Below are 17,954 nucleotides of genomic sequence, written 5' to 3'. Positions count from 1 at the left end.
CGTGCACCCGCGTGCACACCCGCCCGCGCGGCCGCGGGCCGGTCGACCGGTCAGCGCACCGTCCACGGCGAGCCGGCGAGCAGCACCACGTCGATCGCGGCGACGGCGATGGCGGCGACGAAGGGCAGGCGGCTGCGCGGGTGCCGCAGCGCCACGGTGGCACCGGCCGCCGCCACGGCCGCGGCGAGCACCAGGGTCACCGAGTCCGCGACGGACACCCCGCCGGGCGGCCCGGTGACCAGCAGCACGGTCGCGACCAGCAGGACGGCCGCCGAGCCCACGGCCGTGGGGACGGCTCCGAGCCGGTGCGGCAGGCCGCGCACCCCCGTCGCCGCGTCGTCGAGCAGGTCCGGCAGCACGTTGAGCCCGTGGGCCCCGGTGCCGAGCAGCGCCCCCGCGCCGATCGCCCACCACGCCGCCGTCGGCCGCGCCGGAAGGGCCAGCGCGAGCGCGAGCGGCAGCAGGCCGAACGAGAGGGCGTACGGCGCCCACGACCACGCGGTCCGCTTCAGCCGCAGGTTGTACGACCAGGCGGACGCGACCGCCGCCAGGTGCACGATGCCGGCCGCCCAGCCGAGCAGCAGCGAGAGCACGACGCAGGCCGCGGCGGCGCTCAGCGCGGCGACCCGCACGGTGCCGGCCGCCAGCCGCCCGGCGGCGACGGGCTTGTCGGTCCGGCCCACCGCGGCGTCGCGCACCGCGTCCAGCCAGTCGTTGGACCACCCGACGGACAGCTGGCCGGCGAGCACCGCCGCGACGATCAGCACGCTGCGAGCACCGGCGCCGGCGGTGACCACCAGCACGCCGGCCAGGGCGGACACCGCCGCGGTCGGTCCGGCGTGCGAGGCGAGCAGCAGGTCCACGACGGCGGGTCGTCGCGGGTCCAGCCGGGGGGCGTCGGTGGTCGTCGTGGTGCGCACCGGGCCTCCGTGTGTCCGACCGAACGGGCCTGCGGGCCGCCGGGAGCGGCAGGCGCAGGGGCGCCGGGGCGTCGAGCCGGCGTCCGCCTCAGCGTGGCACCCCGCGGGCCGGACGGCACGGGCGGGGCTGCGCCGGCCTGCTCACGGCTGCAGGCGCGGGTCCTGCGTCGGGTCGGCGTACATCGCGGGACACCCGGTGCGGACCGCCGCCGGGCGCAGCTCGTAGTGCCAGGGCTCGTTGCGGTAGGTCTGGCACAGCCCGTAGGCGGCGCCGTGCCGGGCCAGCCACGACGTCGCGGCGGTGGGGCCGACGTCGACGGCGCTGCCGGAGACGTGCGACGAGGTCGTCGGGCCGGCGACCCACCGGGCGGCCTCCGCCGACGAGCCGTAGGTGGCGACCGCCTGGCTCAGCAGTCGGCCCTGGTAGGCGGCGGAGCGCCAGCCGCTGGTGACGTCGAGACGGACACCGGCCGCCGCGGCGTCCGCGGCCGCGCGACGCAGGGCGGCGAGCAGGTCCGGGCGCAGGTTCGCGACACCGGGGTAGCGGGTGTCCGACGGGGTGACGCCGGCCGGCAGCAGGCCGTCGGCCTGCGTCACGTCCGGCGGAGCGGCGGCCTCGCCGGTGGGGATCGACGACGCGGACGCCGAGTCGTGGACGGCTGCCGGGGAGGGAGAGTCGTGGACGGCTGACGCCGAGGGAGGCTCGTGTACGGCCGACGCGGAGGCGGAGTCGTGCACGAGCGTGCCGACCACGGCAGCGCCCGCCACCACCAGGGCTGCCACGCCGACGACCGTCCGCCTGACCCGGCGCTGCCGCGGTCGTCGTACCGCCGGCCGGACGCCAGGCACCGCCGGTCGCGTGCCCCGCACCGCTGGGACTCGTTCCATGCCGCCAGTCCAGGCGCCGGCGCGTTGTCACCCCGTATGCGGCTGCCTATACGCGGACCATATGTGCGGCCTCGTAGCATCCGGTGGGTGCGTGTGCTGGTCGTCGAGGACGAGCCCTACATGGCCGAGGCGATCCGTGACGGCCTGCGCCTCGAGGCGATCGCCGCGGACCTCGCCGGAGACGGCGACACCGCCCTGGAGCTGCTGAGCGTCAACTCCTACGACATCGCCGTCCTCGACCGGGACATCCCGGGGCCGTCCGGCGACGAGGTCGCCGCGAGCATCGTCGCGTCCGGCAGCGGAACCCCGATCCTCATGCTGACCGCGGCGGACCGGCTGGACGACAAGGTGACCGGTTTCGAGCTCGGCGCCGACGACTACCTGACCAAGCCGTTCGAGCTGCAGGAGCTGGTGCTGCGGCTGCGGGCCCTCGACCGCCGCCGCGCCCACCTGAGGCCTCCGGTGCGTGAGCTCGCCGGCCTGCGTCTGGACCCGTTCCGGCGCGAGGTCTACCGGGACGGCCGCTACGTGGCGCTGACCCGCAAGCAGTTCGCCGTGCTCGAGGTGCTGCTGGCGGCGGACGGCGGCGTGGTCAGCGCCGAGGAGCTGCTGGAGCGGGCGTGGGACGAGAACGCCGACCCGTTCACCAACGCCGTGCGGATCACGGTCTCGGCGCTGCGCAAGCGGCTGGGGGAGCCGTGGGTGATCGCGACGGTGCCGGGCGTCGGCTACCGCATCGACGCACCCCCGGCGGGCGCCGCGCGTGGTTAGGCGTCCGGGGCTGAGCGTGCGGCTCAAGCTCACCCTCAGCTACGCCGGGTTCCTGATGATCGCCGGGGCGCTGCTGCTGGCCGTGGTCCTGCTGTTCCTGCTCCGGTACGTGCCGGCCGACGCGGTGAGCGTCCCCCGGGAGCTGGTGCCGGGTCGGATCGGTGGGCCGAACCTGTTCATCCCCGGGCGGTCCGACCTGTGGCGGGCGTTCGCGCCCAGGGCGGCCGAGGCCGCCGTCTTCCTGCTGGTGTTCGGTCTGGTCGGCGGCTGGCTGCTGGCCGGGCGCATGCTGGCGCCGCTGACCCGCATCACCGAGGCGACCCGCCTGGCGGCGGCCGGCTCCCTGTCGCACCGGATCCAGCTGCCCGGCTCGGACGACGAGCTGCACGAGCTCGCCGACGCGTTCGACACGATGCTCGCCCGGCTCGAGGCGCACGACGCCGAGCAGCGCCGGTTCGCCGCCAACGCCTCCCACGAGCTGCGCACGCCGCTGGCGATCACCCGCACGATGCTCGACGTCGCCCGCAAGGACCCCGACCGCGACACCGACCGGCTGCTGGAGCGGCTGCAGACGGTCAACGCACGCGCGATCGACCTGACCGAGGCGCTGCTGGTGCTCAGCCGGGCCAACCAGCGGTCGTTCACGCGCGAGCGCGTCGACCTGTCGGTGCTGGCCGAGGAGGCCGCCGAGACGTTGCTGCCGCTGGCGGAGAAGCAGGGGACCGTCGTCACCACGACCGGGGACGCCGCCGTCACGCTCGGCTCGCACGCCCTGCTGCTGCAGCTGGTCACCAACCTGCTGCACAACGCGATCGTGCACAACGTGCCTGGTCAGGGCCTGGTGCGGGGCACCGTGCAGGTCGGCACGACGGCCCGGCCCGGCTGGGTGGTGCTCACGGTGGAGAACACCGGTCCGCGGCTCGCGCCCGAGCTCGTCCCCACCCTCACCGAACCGTTCCAACGCGGTACCGAGCGGGTGCACGACGACCAGGTGGGCGTCGGCCTGGGCCTGGCGATCGTCGACAGCATCACACGGGCGCACGACGGCACGGTGACCCTCACGCCGCGGGCCGAGGGCGGTCTGCGCGTGCGGGTGCGGCTGCCGGCCGCACCATCCCCGGTCGGCTGACGCCCGATCGGCCGTCGGCGGCGCGCCGGCCGCGGGTCGTCCGCGCGCCGTCACGCCACCGGGAAGTCGAAGTACATGTCCGGGTACGGCTCGTCGCGCAGCGTGTAGTGCCACCACTCGCAGGGGTAGCGCTCGAACCCGCAGGCCTCCATCACGGCGCACAGGCACTCCCGGTTCTCCGCCTCGGCCGGCGTGACGCCCGGCGCACCGTGGTGGGACACCGGGTCCATCAGGTCGTGGTCGCCGCCCATCGCGGCGCGCTCGCCCGTGGCCAGGTGGTACAGCGTCAGGTCGACGGTCGCGCCGCGGCTGTGGCCCGAACGGGTGGCGACGTACCCCTGCTCGAGGATCTGGTGCCGCTCGAGGTTGGGGTAGTGCCGTCGTTTGGTGCGACCGTCCTCGGGGCTGCGCGACCACCGCACGAAGCAGTCGACCGCCCGGCGGGGGCGGTAGCCGTCCCACAGCAGCAGGCCGAACCCGAGCGCGGCGGCACCGGCCTTCGCGTCCGCGAGCGCCGCGCACAGGGCGCGGGTGCCGACCACGCGGTTGGCGAGGTACCCGTCGACCGGTCTGCCGGTGAAGTTGTCCCACGTGGCGTACTTGGCGTCCCAGCGGATGCCGGGCACCGCCTCGTCGACGAAGACGAAGTCGTCCCTCATCGGGCTCCCGCCTCCAGGGCGAGGTCCACGAGCCGGTCGACCACCTCGGCGAGCGGCAGGCCGGCGGCGCCATCATCCGCGGGTAGCGGCTGTAGGACGTCAGGCCGGGCAGGGTGTTCACCTCGTTGAGCACCACGGTGCCGGCCTGGGTGAGGAACAGGTCGACGCGTGCCAGTCCCGTGCAGCCGAGGGCGCGGTACACGGTCGTCGCGGTCCGTCGGACGAGGTCCCGCGACTCGTCCGGGATGTCGGCCGGGACGATCGGCGTCGAGTTCTCCGAACCCGCCTCCGGCCGGTCCTCCTGGTGGATGCGGAAGAACCCGTGCGACAGCGCGATCCGGTCCACCTCGCCCACCACCAGGTCGGCGCCGTTCCCCAGCACGGCGCACCCGACCTCCTGGCCGACGACCGCCGCCTCGACCAGCACCTTCGCGTCGTACCGCCGGGCGGTCCGGACGGCGGCTGGCAGGTCCTCCGGGCCCGAGACCTTGCTGACGCCGAACGACGAGCCGGAGCGCGCCGGCTTGACGAACACGGGGTACGGCAGAGCCTCCGCGTCGACGTCGTCGTCGGGCCCGACCGTCCGGAAGTCCGGCGTCGCGACCCCGGCGCCGCGCGCGACGACGTACGCCAGCGACTTGTCCATGCACGCCGCCGAGCTGGCCACGCCGCAGCCGACGTAGGGCACCCCGGACAGCTCGAGCAGCCCCTGCACCGACCCGTCCTCACCGAACCTGCCGTGCAGCACGGGCAGCACCACGTCCAGGCGCACCGTCCGGTACCGGCCGCCCTCCAGCACCAGCAGGCCGCGCACACCGCGGTCCGGCACCAGCACCGCCGGACTTCCCCGGCGCTCGTCCCAGTCGCCGCCCGGCCCGTCGCACAGCCGCCACGTGCCGGACCGGGTGATGCCGACCCACACCGGCTCGTACCGCTCGGTGTCCAGGGCGGCCGCCACCTCACGGGCCGACCGGACGGAGACGTCGTGCTCCTCCGACATCCCGCCGAACAGGATGCCGATCCGCAGCCTAGGCACGCCGCACCCCCCTCTCGGCCTGCACGCAGCCGAGCAGGCTCTGCTCGACCGTCTCGCGGAGCGCCCTGTCCGTGTAGTACGCGGTGTGCGGGCTGACCAGCACGTTCGGCAGCCCGGCCAGCTGGTGCAGGGGGTCGTCGCCGCCCGCGTCCGCCCGGTGGTCGGCGTAGAACAGGCGCTCCTCACCCTCGACGACGTCCAGCGCGGCGCCCCCGAGCCGGCCCGACTCGAGCGCGTCGACCAGCGCCGCGGTGTCGACCAGCGCACCGCGGCCGGTGTTGACCAGCAGGGCACCCGGCTTCAGCAGCGCGAGGCGCTCGCGGTCGACCAGGTGGTACGTGTCCGCGGTGAGCGAGGTGTGCAGCGTCACGACGTCGCTGGCGCGCAGCAGCTGGTCCAGCCGGACGCTCTGGACGCCGGGCGTCGGACGCCGGTCGAAGGCGAGCACCCGGCACCCGAAGGCCCCCAGCCGGTCGATCACCGCGGTGCCGATGCGGCCGGTGCCGACCACGCCGACGGTCAGGTCCCGCAGCTCGCGGTGCCGGCCTCCGACGATCCGGTAGTCCTGCGCGTCGACCCGTCGGACGATCCGCCGGGCGTCCCGCACCAGCATGAGGATCAGCATCAGCGTGTAGTCGGCGACGCCGTCCGGTGCGTACGTCACGTTCTGCACGCTCAGGCCGATGGTGCGGGCGGCCGCCACGTCGACGTGGTCCAGCCCGATGCTGCGCGTGGACAGGTGCTCCACCCCCGCTCGGCGCAGCGCCACGAGGGTCCGGCTCGCCACCGGCGCCCGGTGGTCGATGCTGACGCACCGGTTGCCGTGCGCCAGCGCGACGTTCGCCTCGGACAGGGGCTCCGCGGTGAGGGTCGGGCGCACGCCGAGCGCGGGCGCGAGCTCCCGGACCAGGGCGGCCTCGTCCGGCGTGCAGCCGTACACGGTGACGCCGGTGGCGGCGGGGGGTGTCGGCGGCGAAGCCGCCGGTGCGGGGTGGTCGACCAGGGCGAGCGCGGGGTGCCGGTGACTCATGACCTGCAGTCAAGGCAGCGGCGTGTTGCCCGGCCGTATGCGGACGCCGATACGTCGGCGATACGCGCCCGGCCCGTCGGACGTCCGGGGTGCCGTGCCGCGGCGTGTCAGCCCTGGCGGTACGCGACCCCGAACCCACCCCGCGGGTAGTGCCAGCCGACCGCGTCCGGTGCGACAGCCAGGCACGTGCCGCACTCGAGGCACGCCGCCGCGGTGAACCCGACGCTGCCGTCCGGCTCCTCGGTGTACACGTGCGCCGGGCAGATCCGCACCAGCAGCGGCGCGGCGCCGGTGCGGCGCACCACGTCCTGGTGCACCTCGATGTGCGGCGTGCCCTCGTCGACGTCGTACTGGTTCCGGGCCAGCCGCTCCGGGACGGTGCCGAGCTGCATCACAACCCCCTCATCGCGGCGACACCCAGGCCCGCCAGCTTCCGCAGCGGCACGCCGGACGTGCGGACCGCCTGCCGTGCCGTGGTGCGCAGGTGCCGGCGCGGGCTCGTGTCCAGGTCGAACACGCCGTGCATCACGTCGGCGAGCATCGGGCCGACCTTGTCGTAGAGCAACGTGCTGTCGAGGAACGCCGGCGCCTTGGCGTACGTCGCCATGTCGGCGCCGACGAAGGAGCGGGACAGCTCGGCCAGGTAGCCGTCCATCGCCCCCTGCGAGACGTCGTCGGCCGCCAGTGCCCGGTCCGCCGCCGCCGCGGCCGCGATCGCCGAGCCGGCGGCGAGGTCCATCCCGCGGACGGTCATCCCGGTGTTCAGCGTGAAGCCGGCGGCGTCGCCGACGATCATCAGGCCCGGCCGGGTCAGGTCGTGCGCGGCCATCGCCGGCCCGTCCTCGATGGTCAGGTGGCAGCCGTACTCCAGCAGCTCACCGCCCTCGAGCAGCGGCGCGATCGACGGGTGCGCCAGGAACGCGTCGTGGATCGCCGACGTCTGCAGCCCGGACGCGACCAGGTCGTCCAGCCGCAGCACCACGCCGACGGACAGCGACTCGGCGTTGGTGTACAGGAAGCCGCCGCCGGCGATCCCCTGGGTGCAGTCGCCGACCACCGCGTACGCGGCACCCTGGTCACCGCTGACCCCGAACCGCTCGTCGATCACGGCGCGTGGCAGACCCACCACCGACTTCACGCCGACGGCCAGGTGCTTGGTCGGTTCCGGCCCGCGGATGCCGGCCGACCGGGCGAGGAACGAGTTCACCCCGTCCGCCGCGATCACGATGCGGGCCCGCAGCTCGTCGTCACCGGCCCGCACGCCGACCACCTGCTCGCCGTCGCGCAGGAGCCCGTCCACCCGGATCCCCGGCATCACCATCACGCCGGCGTCCTCGCACTGCCGCGCCAGCCACGCGTCGAGCCGCGCACGCAGCACGGTGACCGCGTTGACCGGCTCCGCCAGCCGCTGGTCGCGGTAGTCGACGCTGACCGAGGAGGTCGGGTTGAGGAACATCAGGGTGTTGCGGGTGATCCTGCGCTCGACAGGCGCCTGGTCGACGAACCCGGGGAACACCTGCTCCAGCACGCGGCAGTACAGCACCCCGCCGGACAGGTTCTTCGAGCCGGGCTCGGCACCGCGCTCCAGCAGCACCACCGACCGGCCGGCCTGCGCCAGCCGGTAGGCGGCCACGCAGCCGGCGATGCCGGCACCCACCACCAGGACGTCGAACACGTCCTCGTCCATCGTCGATCTCCTCGCTCGTCGGGCACACGGAAGAGCGCGGGGCGGGGCCGGCCCGCTCGGGGAAGACGAGACCGGCCCCACCCCGCCGTCTCAGGCGGTGACGAGCTTCTTGATCGTCTCCGCGGCGTGGTCGGCGGCGAGCCAGCCGGACGTCAGCGCGAAGCCGTTCGCCGAGCCGGGGACGGTGAGGATGTACGAGTCGCCGAACAGGCCGCCGGCGTCGCAGCCGACGGAGTACAGGCCCTCGATGGGCTGGCCGTCCTCGCCGATCACCTGCATGTTCTCGTTGATCTTGATGCCGCCCATCGTGACCATGATCCCGGGCTCCATCTTGATGGCGTAGAACGGGCCCTCCTGCACCGGGATCAGGTACTTCTCCTTGTGGAACTTGGTGTCCTTGCCCTCGGCGCAGGCCCGGTTGTAGGCGGCGACCTCGCTGACCAGCACCTCGGGGTCGACGCCCAGCTGCGGCGCGAGCTCCTCGAGCGTGTCGGCCTTGAAGACCGTGCCGGCGGCCACGTCGGCCTCCAGCTCGGCGGGCAGGTTGACCAGCTTCTCGCCGGTGCGGACGTAGACGCCGAGGCCCACCTCGCACCCGTCCGTGACCAGGTGGTTCACCTGAGCGGTGTCGATGATGGTCCAGAACATGCTGCCCGGCAGGCCCGCGACCACGTCGCCGGCGTTGCCGAAGTTCAGGCCGCAGATCTCGTTGGTGCAGCGGCGGCCCTCCCGGTTCACCCACAGGTAGGGCTGGAAGCCCGCGGTGTTGGTGTGCGACGTGACCGTCTTCCCGCGCATGAACGGGAACAGCAGCATGGTGCCGATCGACGACCACGGCACGGCGCCGACCTCGAACATCATGCTCAGGCCGTCGCCGGTGTTGCCCTCGCCGCCGACGTTGATCATCTGGTCGCCGCAGTCCCAGGTGGAGAAGCGGTTGATCATCTCGGGGTTCTTCGCGTACCCGCCGGTGCCGACGATGACGGCCTTGGCGCCGATGCGCACCTGCTCGCCGTCGGCGTCCGTGACGACGATGCCTGCCACCCGGCCGTCCGCCATCAGGATCTTGTTCGCCGCGGTCTGCAGGTAGATCTCCACGCCGAGCTCGCGGGCGCGAGCCTCCATCAGCTCGAGCACGTGCGCCACCTCGCCGCGCGGGATGTGCCACGTCACCAGCTCACCCGGCTGGTCCTCGGCCGTGACGATGACCTCCTCGTACACCGCACCGAGCTCGCGCATCTTGACGATGGTGGTGGCGGCGTTCTCGACGAACCGGGAGACGATCGCCGCGTCGGCGCGCCAGTGGCTGTAGTCCAGGTAGGCGCGGAACGCCTCGTCCTTGGAGACGTGGATGCCGCGCTTGGCCTGCTCGTCGGACTCGAACGCCGCGTGCCCCTCCGCGAACGCCGAGGAGCCGCCCAGCTGCGGCATCTTCTCCAGCACCGCGACCGTCAGCCCGTTCTGCGCGGCCTGCACGGCCGCCGACAGCCCGGAGCCGCCGCCACCGACGACGACGACGTCGTACTCGACGTCGAACTGCTCTGACATCTCGTTCTCTTCTCTCGTGGTGTGACTGTGATGTGACCCTGTGGTGCGGGGAGCGCGCGCTACTCGGCGAGGGCGGCCACGAGCGCGGGGACCACCTCGTAGAGGTCGCCCACCACGCCGTAGTCGGCCGTGCGGAAGATCGGGGCCGCCGGGTCGCTGTTCACCGCGGCGACGACCTTCGCGTCGCGCACGCCCTCCAGGTGCTGCGGCATCCCGGAGATGCCGAGCGCCAGGTACAGGCGCGGGGCGATGTGCTGGCCGGACCGGCCGACGTACCGCTCCTTGGGGACCCAGCCCAGGTCGTCGGCGACCGGCATCGAGCACGCCAGCTCCGCGCCGAGCGCCGCGAGCAGGCCGTCGAGCAGCGCCAGGTCGTCCTTGGACCGCAGGCCCCGGCCGACGGAGACGACGCGGGCGGCGTCCCGGATGCCGGCCGCGGCACCGGGCAGCGGCTCCCGCTTCACCTGCATCGGGACCGGTGTGCCGGCGGGTGCCAGGGGAGCGACGGTGGCCGGCGCCGCGGCGGGCGGTGCGTCGTCCGCGTCCTCCAGGACGGCCGCGAGCGGGCCGTGCACGGTGAGGGTCTCCACCACAGCACCGCCGAGGGACGAGCGGTCGACGACCAGCGCGCCGTCCTGCGGTCGCACCGCGAGCACCCGGGTCAGCAGCGCCGCGCCGAGCGGCACGGCCGCGGCCGCCAGCAGGGTGCGCGAGGCGGGGTCGGACGGTGCGAGCACCACGTGCGGCGCCGCGGTGGCCACCTCGGCGGCGAGGGCGGCGGCCCACGCCTCGGCCGGCTGGTCGTCGGCCGTCTCGAGCCACCGGACCTCGTCGGGTGCGGCGGCCGCGGCGGCGTCGGCCAGCTCCCGGGGGCCGACGGCCAGCACGGTGACCCGTCCGCCCGCCGCACGTGCGGTGCCGACGGCGCCCTTCAGGTGGGCGCCGGCGGCGGCCAGCAGCCAGGTGTCGTCGCTCATCACAGGACCCCCTCGGCCCGCAGCGCGGCGACCAGCTGCCGCGCGGTCTGGTCCGGTTCTCCCTCGAACACCCTGGTCCGGGCCTGCTCCGGCAGCCGGCTGCCCCCCGGGACCACCGTGGCGGGCAGCGTGTCCACTCCCAGCTCGGCGAGCGTCGTCGTCACCACCGGACGCTTGCGGGCCGCGAGCTGCTCCTTCATGCCGGGGGTGCGGTTCTCCGCACCCTCCGCCGCCACGCCGAGCACGGCCGGGCAGGTCACCACGACGGTCTCCTGCACGTCACCGGCACGCCGGACGGCCTCGATCCCGGCACCCGACGGCGCGGCGGACACCACGCCCGCCACCACCGGCCAGCCGAGCCGCGCGCCGACGGCGGCCGCGACACCGGGGTGCTCCTCGCTGTCGCCGACCACCACCACGTCGACGTCCGCCACCGACCGGACGCCCGCTGCGATCACCGCGGCCGTGACGCCCTCGTCGTCGGACGCCGGCGCATCGGTCACCCGCACCGCGCGGGCGGCACCGCGGGCGAGCGCCCAGCTGGCGTCCGCGTCGCCGAGCGTCAGCCCCACGACCTCGCCGTCCGGGCCGGCCACCGCCAGGGCCGCGGCGACCGCCGCGGGGTCGTCCTCACCGGCCACCGGCCGGGCGTTGCGCCACTCGACCCCACCGTCCGCGTGCACGATCGCCCCTGCGGCCGACCGGGCCCACGCGTACACCACCACTGCCCTCATCGACGCCTCTTCGCTCGAGCCGGACGGCGCGCGTCTGCGCGCACCGTGACTGCCTCGAGTCAACCGGCGGGGCGCAGGGGCGGACCAGCACCGACCGGGTACGCCGGGGTAGCCGATCGGCTACCGCTCGCCCTAGTGGACGATGCCCTGCCGCACCCCGAACACCGCCACCTGCACCCGGTTCCGCACGTGGAGCTTGGTCATGATGCTGCCGAGGTGCTTCTTCACCGTCGCCTCGGAGAGGAACAGCTGCTGGGCGATCTCCTCGTTGGACAGCCCGTCCACCAGGAACCGCAGCACGTCGCGCTCGCGGTGGGTCAGCCGCTCGTGCGCCGGCGGGATCGGGGTGCCGGAGCCGCCCGGCAGGCCGAACTCGGCCAGCACCCGCGCCGCGATGGTGGAGGACATCGCGGCCTCGCCGCGCATCAGGCCGGCGAGGTACTCGTGCAGCCGGTCCGCGCGCTCGTCCTTGCTGAGGTACCCGTGCGCGCCGTTCCGCAGCGCCTGGTACACGTCCTCGCCCAGGCTGGACATGGTGAGCATCACCACCCGGACGTCCGGGTCGGCGGTGGTGATCGCGGCGGTCGCCTCGACCCCGCCGACCGGCTCCATCCGCACGTCCATGAGGATCAGCCCGGGCCGCAGGCTGCGCGCCAGCCGGATCGCCTCGGCGCCGTCCGCCGCGGTGCCGACCACCACGAAGTCGTCCCACCGGCTGATCAGCGCGGTCAGCCCGTCGCGGAACAGCGCGTGGTCGTCCACCACGAGCACGGTGGTCGGCGTCATGACGCCACCCCGACGCGCGACGGCATCGCCGACGACGAGCCGGCGCGCCGCAGCGGCGCCTCCGCGGTGACGAGCGTCCCGCTGGCGGCGCCGCGGCCGAACTGCACCACCCCGTCCACCTGCTGCATCCGCTCGGACATGATCCGGACGCCGAGCCGGGAGTCGGGCACGGAGGTGGGGTCGAACCCGTTGCCGTCGTCCTCCACCTCGAGGCGGATGCGCGTCGAGGTGGGCAGCAGCCGGACGGTGACGGCGGCGGCGTGCGCGTGCAGGTGCACGTTCGCCAGCGCCTCCTGCAGGACGCGGATCAGCTGGGCCGCCACCGCCAGCGGCACCTGGTCGGCGTCGCCGGTGCACTCCAGCGTGACCGGGATGCCGAACTGCCGCTCGAAGTTGTCCAGGTGGCAGCGCACCTGCGCGACGAAGGTGCCCTTGACCATCTCGGCGTCGGTGCGCAGGCCGAGCATCTGGTGCCGCAGGCTCCGGTTGGCGGTGGAGACGAGCTGCTCCAGGTGGTCCACGTCCGCGACGAGCCGGTCCACGTCCCGGGCGGCGGCGTCCAGCTGCATCACGCCGGCGTGCAGCCCCAGCGCCGCCAGCTGCTGGGACAGGTCCACGTGCAGCTCGTCGCTCAGCCGGCGCCGCTCCTCCAGCGCACCGAGCTCGCGTTCCCGCCCGGCGACCTGCCACCGGTACACCGCGTTGCCGAGGATCCGTCCGGCCGCCGCGAGGAACTCCTTGCGGGTCGTCGTCAGCGCCCACGGCCCGTCGAAGCACAGCAGCACGGCGCCCAGGTGCCGCCCGTCGGCGTGGATCGACACCACCACGCCGGACTCGCCGAACCACGCCTTGAAGTCGTCGGGCAGCAGCGCCCACGCGGGGTCGGCCAGGTGGTCGGCCGCCGACACCGGCCACTCCTGCGGGTTGATCCACGGCGGTCGGACGTGCTCGTGCGCCGGCATCGTCGCGAAGTGGGGGCCCAGCGCGTCCCGCGTCTGGTCGTCGGTCACCAGCACCAGCAGGTTGCCGGCCTCGTCCTGCAGGTAGGTCGGCGCCAGGCGGGCGCCCATGATGTCGCGGATGATCTCGACCGCGGCGACGAAGGAGTCGGTGCGGTCCTGCGACCAGATCAGCGTGTCGTTGATCCGGACCAGCTCGGCCAGGTACGAGCGCCCGTGACCCATGAGGTCAGGGTAGGGGCGGGTTTCGGCGCGCGGATGGGACCGTGTTCCCGCCCGTCAGCTGGTCCGACGGACCTCGTCGAGCGCCGTGCGCAGCGCGCGGACCGCCGCCTCGTCCGTCGCCTCCCGCGCCGACGAGCCGGCCTGCGCCAGCGACCCGAGGTCCACCCGGGTCGCCTCGACCACCGTCCGCTTCGCCGACGCGTGGACCGCGGCGACGCCCGTCGCCACCACGGCTCGCACGGTGGACGCGTCGACCCCGGATCCCGCCATCACCTCAAGGCGACCGTCCGCCCGGGCGACCAGGCGTTCGAGCTGCGGCAGCCCGTCCGCGACCCGGCTGGCGCCGCCCGACGTCAGCACCCGGTCCACGCCGAGACCGGCGAGCACGTCGAGGGCGGGCTCCAGGTCCGTCAGCGTGTCGAACGCCCGGTGGAACGTCACCTCCGCCGGCCCCGCCAGCGCGCGGACCCGCTCGACCAGCGCCGTGTCGATCCGCTCGCCGCGCACCCCGCCGACCACCACGCCCTGCGCGCCGAGGTCGAGCGCCCGGCGCACGTCGTCGAGGATCACCGCCAGCTCGACCGCGCTGTACTCGAAGCCCCCGGCACGCGGCCGCACGAGCACGTGCACGGGCCGTCCGGCGGCCACCGCCGCCCGGACAAGCCCCGCCGACGGGGTCAGGCCACCCAGTGCGAGCGCGGTGCACAGCTCGATCCGGTCGGCGCCGCCGGCGACCGCCGCCGCGACGCCCTCGGGGTCCTGCACGGCGATCTCGAGCGCGACGTCCACGGCGGGCTCCTTCGGGGTGAGGAAGGTCAGGGCACCAGTCGGTAGCCGATGCCGGGTTCGGTGAGCAGGTGCCGAGGATGAGCCGGGTCGGGCTCGAGCTTGCGTCGCAGCTGGGCGACGTACACGCGCAGGTAGTGGGTCTGCCGGTCGAGATGGGGTCCGCGCAGCTCCGTGAGCAGCTCGCGGCGGCCCACCACCTTGCCCACGTTGCGGGCGAGCTGTTCGAGCAGGTGCCACTCGGTGGGCGTGACCCGCACGTCCTCGCCGTCGCGCGTGACGCGGTGGTGCGGGATGTCGACGGTGAAGGTCGCCGTCTCGACCACGGGTGCGGTCTCGGGGACGGCGTGCCGGACCGCCACCCGCAGGCGGGCGAGCAGCTCGTCCATGGTGAACGGCTTGGTCAGGTAGTCGTCGGCGCCGGCATCGAGCGCGGCGACCTTGTCGTCGGCGGTCTGCCGGGCGGACAGCACCACCACCGGCACGCTCGTCCAGCCGCGCAGCGCGTGCAGCACGTCCATGCCGTCGAGGTCGGGCAGCCCCAGGTCCAGCACGACGAGCTCGACGTGGCCGCCGCCGGCGGCGTCCAGCGCGGCGGCGCCGGTGTGGGCGACGACGACGTCGTACCGGTGGGCGCGCAGGGTGATCGCCAGCGCGCGGGCGAGCGCCGGATCGTCCTCGACCACCAGAACGCGGGTCATGGGGCCTCCAGGGGCAGCGTGACCACCATCGTGAGGCCTCCGCCCGGGGTGTCCTCGGCGTCGAGCGTGCCGCCGTTCGCCTCGACGAAGCCTCGCGCCACGGCGAGCCCCAGGCCCAGGCCGTGACCGCGCGGGTTGTCGCCCAGGCGCTGGAACGCGGTGAACATCGCCGGCTTGTCCTCGTCCGGGACGCCGGGCCCCTGGTCCACCACCCGCAGCACCACCGAGTCCGCCAGCGCACCGGCGACGACGCGCACGGGGCCCGAGGTGTACCGCAGCGCGTTCTCCACCAGGTTGGCGACGGCACGTTCGAGCAGCCCGGCGTCGGCACGGACCAGGGGCAGGTCCTCGGGGACGTCGATGCTCAGCCGCTCGTCGTCGAGCGGGGCCAGCGCGGTCAGCACCACCTCGTCGAGGGCGACGGGGGTGCGGGCCACGGTGACGGCGCCGGCGTCGAGGCGGCTCATGTCCAGCAGGTTGTCGATCAGCGCCTGCAGCCGGTCGGTGCTGGTGGTCAGGTCGTCCAGCAGGGCGTCCCGGTCGGCCGGCGGCAGGATGTCGCCGCTGCTCGTCAGGGCGGTGACGCCGGCCTTGATCGCGGCGAGCGGGGTGCGCAGGTCGTGGGAGACGGCCGCGAGCAGCGCGGTCCGCGTCGCGGTCCGTTCGCGTTCCAGTCGGGCGGCCTTGGCCTGCGCCTGCAGGGCGTCGCGCTCGAGCGCGGCTGCGGCGTGCACGCCGACCGCGGCGACGACCCGGAGGTCCTCGGCCGACAGCGGACGTCCCCGCAGCGTGAGGGCGAGCGTGGGGTGCACGGGGACGAAGGTGACGTCGGCCTCGGACGGGTCGGCCGCCGCGAGCCCGGTGCTGTGCGCGGGCGCCCAGGCGGAGGTCTCGTCCGCACGCGTCAGCAGGGTGACACCGTCGACCGAGAAGGCCTCGCGCAGCGACGTGAGCATGGCCGGCACCGCGTCGGTGCCGCGGAGCACGGCCGCGGAGACGGAGGCGAGCGTGTCCGCCTCGCCGCGAGCACGGACGGCCTGCACGCTGCGCCGGGCGGCGAGGTCCACCACCGCCGAGACGGCGACGGCGACGGCGATCAGGACGGCGATGGCGACGGCGTTCTGCGGCTGCGTGATGGTCAGGGTGCCGACGGGCGGGACGAACAGGTAGTTGCTGAGCAGGCCGCTGAGCACGGCGGCGCACAGCGCCGGCCCCACGCCGCCGACGATCGCGACGCCGACGGTCAGGGCGAGGAACAGCATGAGGACGGTCGGCAGGGAGGTCGCCGCGGCCTGCGCCTGCCGCAGCGCGAGCCCGAGGAGGACGGGCCCCGCGACGGCGAGCGCCCAGGCGGTGGCCACCCGGCGCACCGACAGTCCTGGCCGGCGAGCCCGGACCGGGCGGCCGCCGCCGGCGCGCTCGTGGGTGACGACGAGCACGTCGATGTCGCCGGCGCCCCGGATGACCCGCGGCACCACCCCGGGTGCCAGGCGGCCGAGGGGGCCCCGGCGGCGGGTGGCGCCGAGCAGCACCTGTGTGGCGTTCATCGCCCGCGCGAAGTCGAGGATCGCCGCCGCGACGTCGTCCCCGACGACGTTGTGCCACGTGCCGCCGAGGCTCTCGGTGAACGTCCGGTGCCGCGCCAGCGCCTCGGGACCGGCACCGGCCAGGCCGTCGCCACGGGACACGTGCAGCACCAGCAGCTCGCCACCGGCCGGCCGGGACGCGGTCCGCACGCCCCGGCGCACCAGGGTCTCCGTCTCGGGGCCGCCGCTGACGGCGACCACGAGCCGCTCGCGCGCCGGCCACAGCTCCGCGATGTCGTGCTCCTCGCGGTAGCGGGCGAGGGCGTCGTCGACCCGGTCGGCCGTCCACAGCAGGGCGAGCTCGCGCAGCGCGGTGAGGTTGCCGGGGCGGAAGTAGTGGGTCAGCGCCGCGTCCACCTTGTCGAGCCGGTAGACGTTGCCGTGCGCCAGCCGGCGGCGCAGCGCCTCCGGGCTCATGTCGACCAGCTCGATCTGGTCGGCGCGGCGCACCACCTCGTCGGGCACCGTCTCCTGCTGGTGCACGCCGGTGATCGACTCGACCACGTCGTTGAGCGACTCCAGGTGCTGGATGTTCACCGTGGTGACCACGTCGATGCCGGCGTCGAGCACCTCCTCGACGTCCTGCCACCGCTTGGCGTTGCGGCTGCCGGGCACGTTGGTGTGCGCCAGCTCGTCGATCAGCGCGACCTCGGGGTGGCGGGCCAGCACCGCATCGACGTCGAGCTCTCCGAAGCTGGTGCCGCGGTACGCGATCGTTCGTCGCGGGAGCACCTCCAGACCGGCGAGCTGAGCGGCGGTCTGCTCGCGGCCGTGGGTCTCGACGAGGCCGGCGACGACGTCGACGCCCCGCTCGTGCCGGCGCTGTGCCTCGTCGAGCATCGCGTAGGTCTTGCCGACGCCGGGGGCCGCGCCGAGGAAGACCCGCAGCGTCCCGCGCCGCCGATCTGCGTTGCCCACGTGCTCACCCTGCCGCAGCGGCGGGCAGCGCGGCGAGCGCCACGTTCAGCTGCAGCACGTCGACGTGCGGGTCGCCGAGCACGCCGAGGGTGCGCCCCTCGACGTGCGCGTCCACCAGCGCGCGGACCACGGCCGGGTCCAGACCGCGCACGCGCGCGACGCGGGCCACCTGCAGCCGCGCGTAGGCCGGGGAGATGTCCGGGTCGAGCCCCGAGGCCGACGCCGTCACGGCGTCCGCCGGCACCGCGGCCGGGTCGACACCCTCGCGAGCGGCGACCTGCTGACGCCGCTGCTGCACCGTGGCCAGCAGTCCCGGATCGTTCGGGCCGAGGTTCGAGCCGCCCGATGCCAGGGGGTCGTAGCCGTCGCCGGCGGCCGACGGCCGCGGCTGGAACCACTGGTCGCCGCCGGACGGCTGGCCGATCAGGGCGGAGCCGACCACCGTGCCGCCGACGCGCACCAGCGACCCGTCGGCGCGGGCGGGCATCAGCCGGCCGATGCCCAGCACCAGCAGGGGGTAGGCGACGCCGAGCACGAGCGTCGCGACGAGCAGCACCTTGACGCCGGCGAGCAGCTGACGCAGCCAGGAGGTCATCGAGTTTCCCGTTCCGTCC

16 protein-coding genes and 2 pseudogenes are annotated in these 17,954 nt (G+C 74.7%); 2 read left to right on the top strand and 16 right to left on the bottom strand.

What is annotated here, in order from left to right:
- Nucleotides 1–50: 50 nt before the first annotated feature.
- Both QMF98_RS12350 and QMF98_RS12345 read right to left on the bottom strand, forming a co-directional pair.
- Nucleotides 51–920, bottom strand: a complete 870-nt coding sequence (locus tag QMF98_RS12350; protein ID WP_337973310.1) for a UbiA family prenyltransferase — start codon at nt 918–920, stop codon at nt 51–53.
- Nucleotides 921–1,061: 141 nt separating this feature from the next.
- Nucleotides 1,062–1,703, bottom strand: a complete 642-nt coding sequence (locus QMF98_RS12345; RefSeq protein ID WP_337973309.1) for a D-alanyl-D-alanine carboxypeptidase family protein — start codon at nt 1,701–1,703, stop codon at nt 1,062–1,064.
- Nucleotides 1,704–1,895: 192 nt separating this feature from the next.
- Here QMF98_RS12345 and QMF98_RS12340 point away from each other — a divergent pair, with 192 nt between their 5' ends.
- Together QMF98_RS12340 and QMF98_RS12335 are read left to right on the top strand one after the other, a co-directional pair.
- Entirely contained in the window at nt 1,896–2,579 is a 684-nt protein-coding gene (locus tag QMF98_RS12340) for a response regulator transcription factor (RefSeq protein WP_337973308.1), read from the top strand.
- A gap of 10 nt (nt 2,580–2,589) precedes the next feature.
- Nucleotides 2,590–3,708, top strand: a complete 1,119-nt coding sequence (locus QMF98_RS12335) for a sensor histidine kinase (protein ID WP_337975618.1) — start codon at nt 2,590–2,592, stop codon at nt 3,706–3,708.
- A gap of 50 nt (nt 3,709–3,758) precedes the next feature.
- On the opposite strand, the gene vanX is transcribed toward QMF98_RS12335, so the two are convergent.
- The 14 genes and pseudogenes from vanX to kdpC all read right to left on the bottom strand — a co-directional run bounded on the left by vanX (nt 3,759) and on the right by kdpC (nt 17,935).
- Nucleotides 3,759–4,367, bottom strand: a complete 609-nt coding sequence (vanX, locus tag QMF98_RS12330) for a D-Ala-D-Ala dipeptidase VanX (protein WP_337973307.1) — start codon at nt 4,365–4,367, stop codon at nt 3,759–3,761.
- A pseudogene (gene vanA / locus QMF98_RS12325) lies at nt 4,364–5,403 on the bottom strand (D-alanine--(R)-lactate ligase). The gene vanX and the pseudogene vanA overlap by 4 nt, the downstream one beginning before the upstream one ends.
- Complete coding sequence (locus QMF98_RS12320) at nt 5,396–6,433, bottom strand: NAD(P)-dependent oxidoreductase (protein WP_337973306.1); 1,038 nt, start codon at nt 6,431–6,433, stop codon at nt 5,396–5,398. The pseudogene vanA and the gene QMF98_RS12320 overlap by 8 nt, the downstream one beginning before the upstream one ends.
- A 107-nt stretch (nt 6,434–6,540) precedes the next feature.
- Nucleotides 6,541–6,825 carry a ferredoxin family protein gene (locus QMF98_RS12315; protein WP_337973305.1) on the bottom strand — a complete coding sequence of 95 codons (285 nt, stop codon included), beginning with the start codon at nt 6,823–6,825 and terminating at the stop codon, nt 6,541–6,543.
- Nucleotides 6,825–8,120 carry an FAD-dependent oxidoreductase gene (locus tag QMF98_RS12310; protein ID WP_337973304.1) on the bottom strand — a complete coding sequence of 432 codons (1,296 nt, stop codon included), beginning with the start codon at nt 8,118–8,120 and terminating at the stop codon, nt 6,825–6,827. The genes QMF98_RS12315 and QMF98_RS12310 overlap by 1 nt, the downstream gene beginning before the upstream one ends.
- Nucleotides 8,121–8,210: 90 nt before the next feature.
- Nucleotides 8,211–9,689, bottom strand: a pseudogene (locus QMF98_RS12305) (FAD-dependent oxidoreductase); the annotation flags it as partial.
- Between the two features lie 38 nt (nt 9,690–9,727).
- Nucleotides 9,728–10,645 carry an electron transfer flavoprotein subunit alpha/FixB family protein gene (locus QMF98_RS12300; protein WP_337973302.1) on the bottom strand — a complete coding sequence of 306 codons (918 nt, stop codon included), beginning with the start codon at nt 10,643–10,645 and terminating at the stop codon, nt 9,728–9,730.
- Nucleotides 10,645–11,379 carry an electron transfer flavoprotein subunit beta/FixA family protein gene (locus QMF98_RS12295; protein WP_337973301.1) on the bottom strand — a complete coding sequence of 245 codons (735 nt, stop codon included), beginning with the start codon at nt 11,377–11,379 and terminating at the stop codon, nt 10,645–10,647. The genes QMF98_RS12300 and QMF98_RS12295 overlap by 1 nt, the downstream gene beginning before the upstream one ends.
- Nucleotides 11,380–11,511: 132 nt before the next feature.
- Nucleotides 11,512–12,165, bottom strand: coding sequence for a response regulator (locus QMF98_RS12290; RefSeq protein WP_337973300.1), 654 nt, complete (start codon nt 12,163–12,165; stop codon nt 11,512–11,514).
- Nucleotides 12,162–13,349, bottom strand: a complete 1,188-nt coding sequence (locus QMF98_RS12285; protein ID WP_337973299.1) for a sensor histidine kinase — start codon at nt 13,347–13,349, stop codon at nt 12,162–12,164. Before QMF98_RS12285 ends, QMF98_RS12290 begins: the two co-directional genes overlap by 4 nt.
- A 54-nt stretch (nt 13,350–13,403) precedes the next feature.
- Nucleotides 13,404–14,138 (bottom strand): copper homeostasis protein CutC, encoded by a 735-nt coding sequence (locus QMF98_RS12280; RefSeq protein WP_337973298.1) that lies wholly within the window; start codon nt 14,136–14,138, stop codon nt 13,404–13,406.
- Nucleotides 14,139–14,164: 26 nt separating this feature from the next.
- Entirely contained in the window at nt 14,165–14,836 is a 672-nt protein-coding gene (locus QMF98_RS12275) for a response regulator (protein ID WP_337973297.1), read from the bottom strand.
- On the bottom strand, nt 14,833–17,340 hold the full coding sequence (locus QMF98_RS12270) for an ATP-binding protein (RefSeq protein WP_337973296.1): 2,508 nt from the start codon (nt 17,338–17,340) through the stop codon (nt 14,833–14,835). The genes QMF98_RS12275 and QMF98_RS12270 overlap by 4 nt, the downstream gene beginning before the upstream one ends.
- A 4-nt stretch (nt 17,341–17,344) precedes the next feature.
- Nucleotides 17,345–17,935 (bottom strand): potassium-transporting ATPase subunit KdpC, encoded by a 591-nt coding sequence (gene kdpC, locus QMF98_RS12265; protein WP_337973295.1) that lies wholly within the window; start codon nt 17,933–17,935, stop codon nt 17,345–17,347.
- Nucleotides 17,936–17,954: the final 19 nt, after the last annotated feature.

The organism is Cellulomonas sp. NTE-D12, assembly GCF_027923705.1.
Classification (GTDB): Bacteria; Actinomycetota; Actinomycetes; order Actinomycetales; family Cellulomonadaceae; genus Cellulomonas.
This window is presented reverse-complemented; position numbering and strand designations above follow the sequence as displayed.

Bases quoted from the DNA above. Each gene is read 5' to 3' on its own strand.
- QMF98_RS12320 (WP_337973306.1), bottom strand. From the start codon at position 6,433: ATGAGTCACCGGCACCCCGCGCTCGCCCTGGTCGACCACCCCGCACCG.
- QMF98_RS12295 (WP_337973301.1), bottom strand. From the start codon at position 11,379: ATGAGGGCAGTGGTGGTGTACGCGTGGGCCCGGTCGGCCGCAGGGGCG.
- vanX (WP_337973307.1), bottom strand. From the start codon at position 4,367: ATGAGGGACGACTTCGTCTTCGTCGACGAGGCGGTGCCCGGCATCCGC.
- kdpC (WP_337973295.1), bottom strand. From the start codon at position 17,935: ATGACCTCCTGGCTGCGTCAGCTGCTCGCCGGCGTCAAGGTGCTGCTC.
- QMF98_RS12310 (WP_337973304.1), bottom strand. From the start codon at position 8,120: ATGGACGAGGACGTGTTCGACGTCCTGGTGGTGGGTGCCGGCATCGCC.
- QMF98_RS12275 (WP_337973297.1), bottom strand. From the start codon at position 14,836: ATGACCCGCGTTCTGGTGGTCGAGGACGATCCGGCGCTCGCCCGCGCG.
- QMF98_RS12285 (WP_337973299.1), bottom strand. From the start codon at position 13,349: ATGGGTCACGGGCGCTCGTACCTGGCCGAGCTGGTCCGGATCAACGAC.
- QMF98_RS12290 (WP_337973300.1), bottom strand. From the start codon at position 12,165: ATGACGCCGACCACCGTGCTCGTGGTGGACGACCACGCGCTGTTCCGC.
- QMF98_RS12315 (WP_337973305.1), bottom strand. From the start codon at position 6,825: ATGCAGCTCGGCACCGTCCCGGAGCGGCTGGCCCGGAACCAGTACGAC.
- QMF98_RS12300 (WP_337973302.1), bottom strand. From the start codon at position 10,645: ATGAGCGACGACACCTGGCTGCTGGCCGCCGCCGGCGCCCACCTGAAG.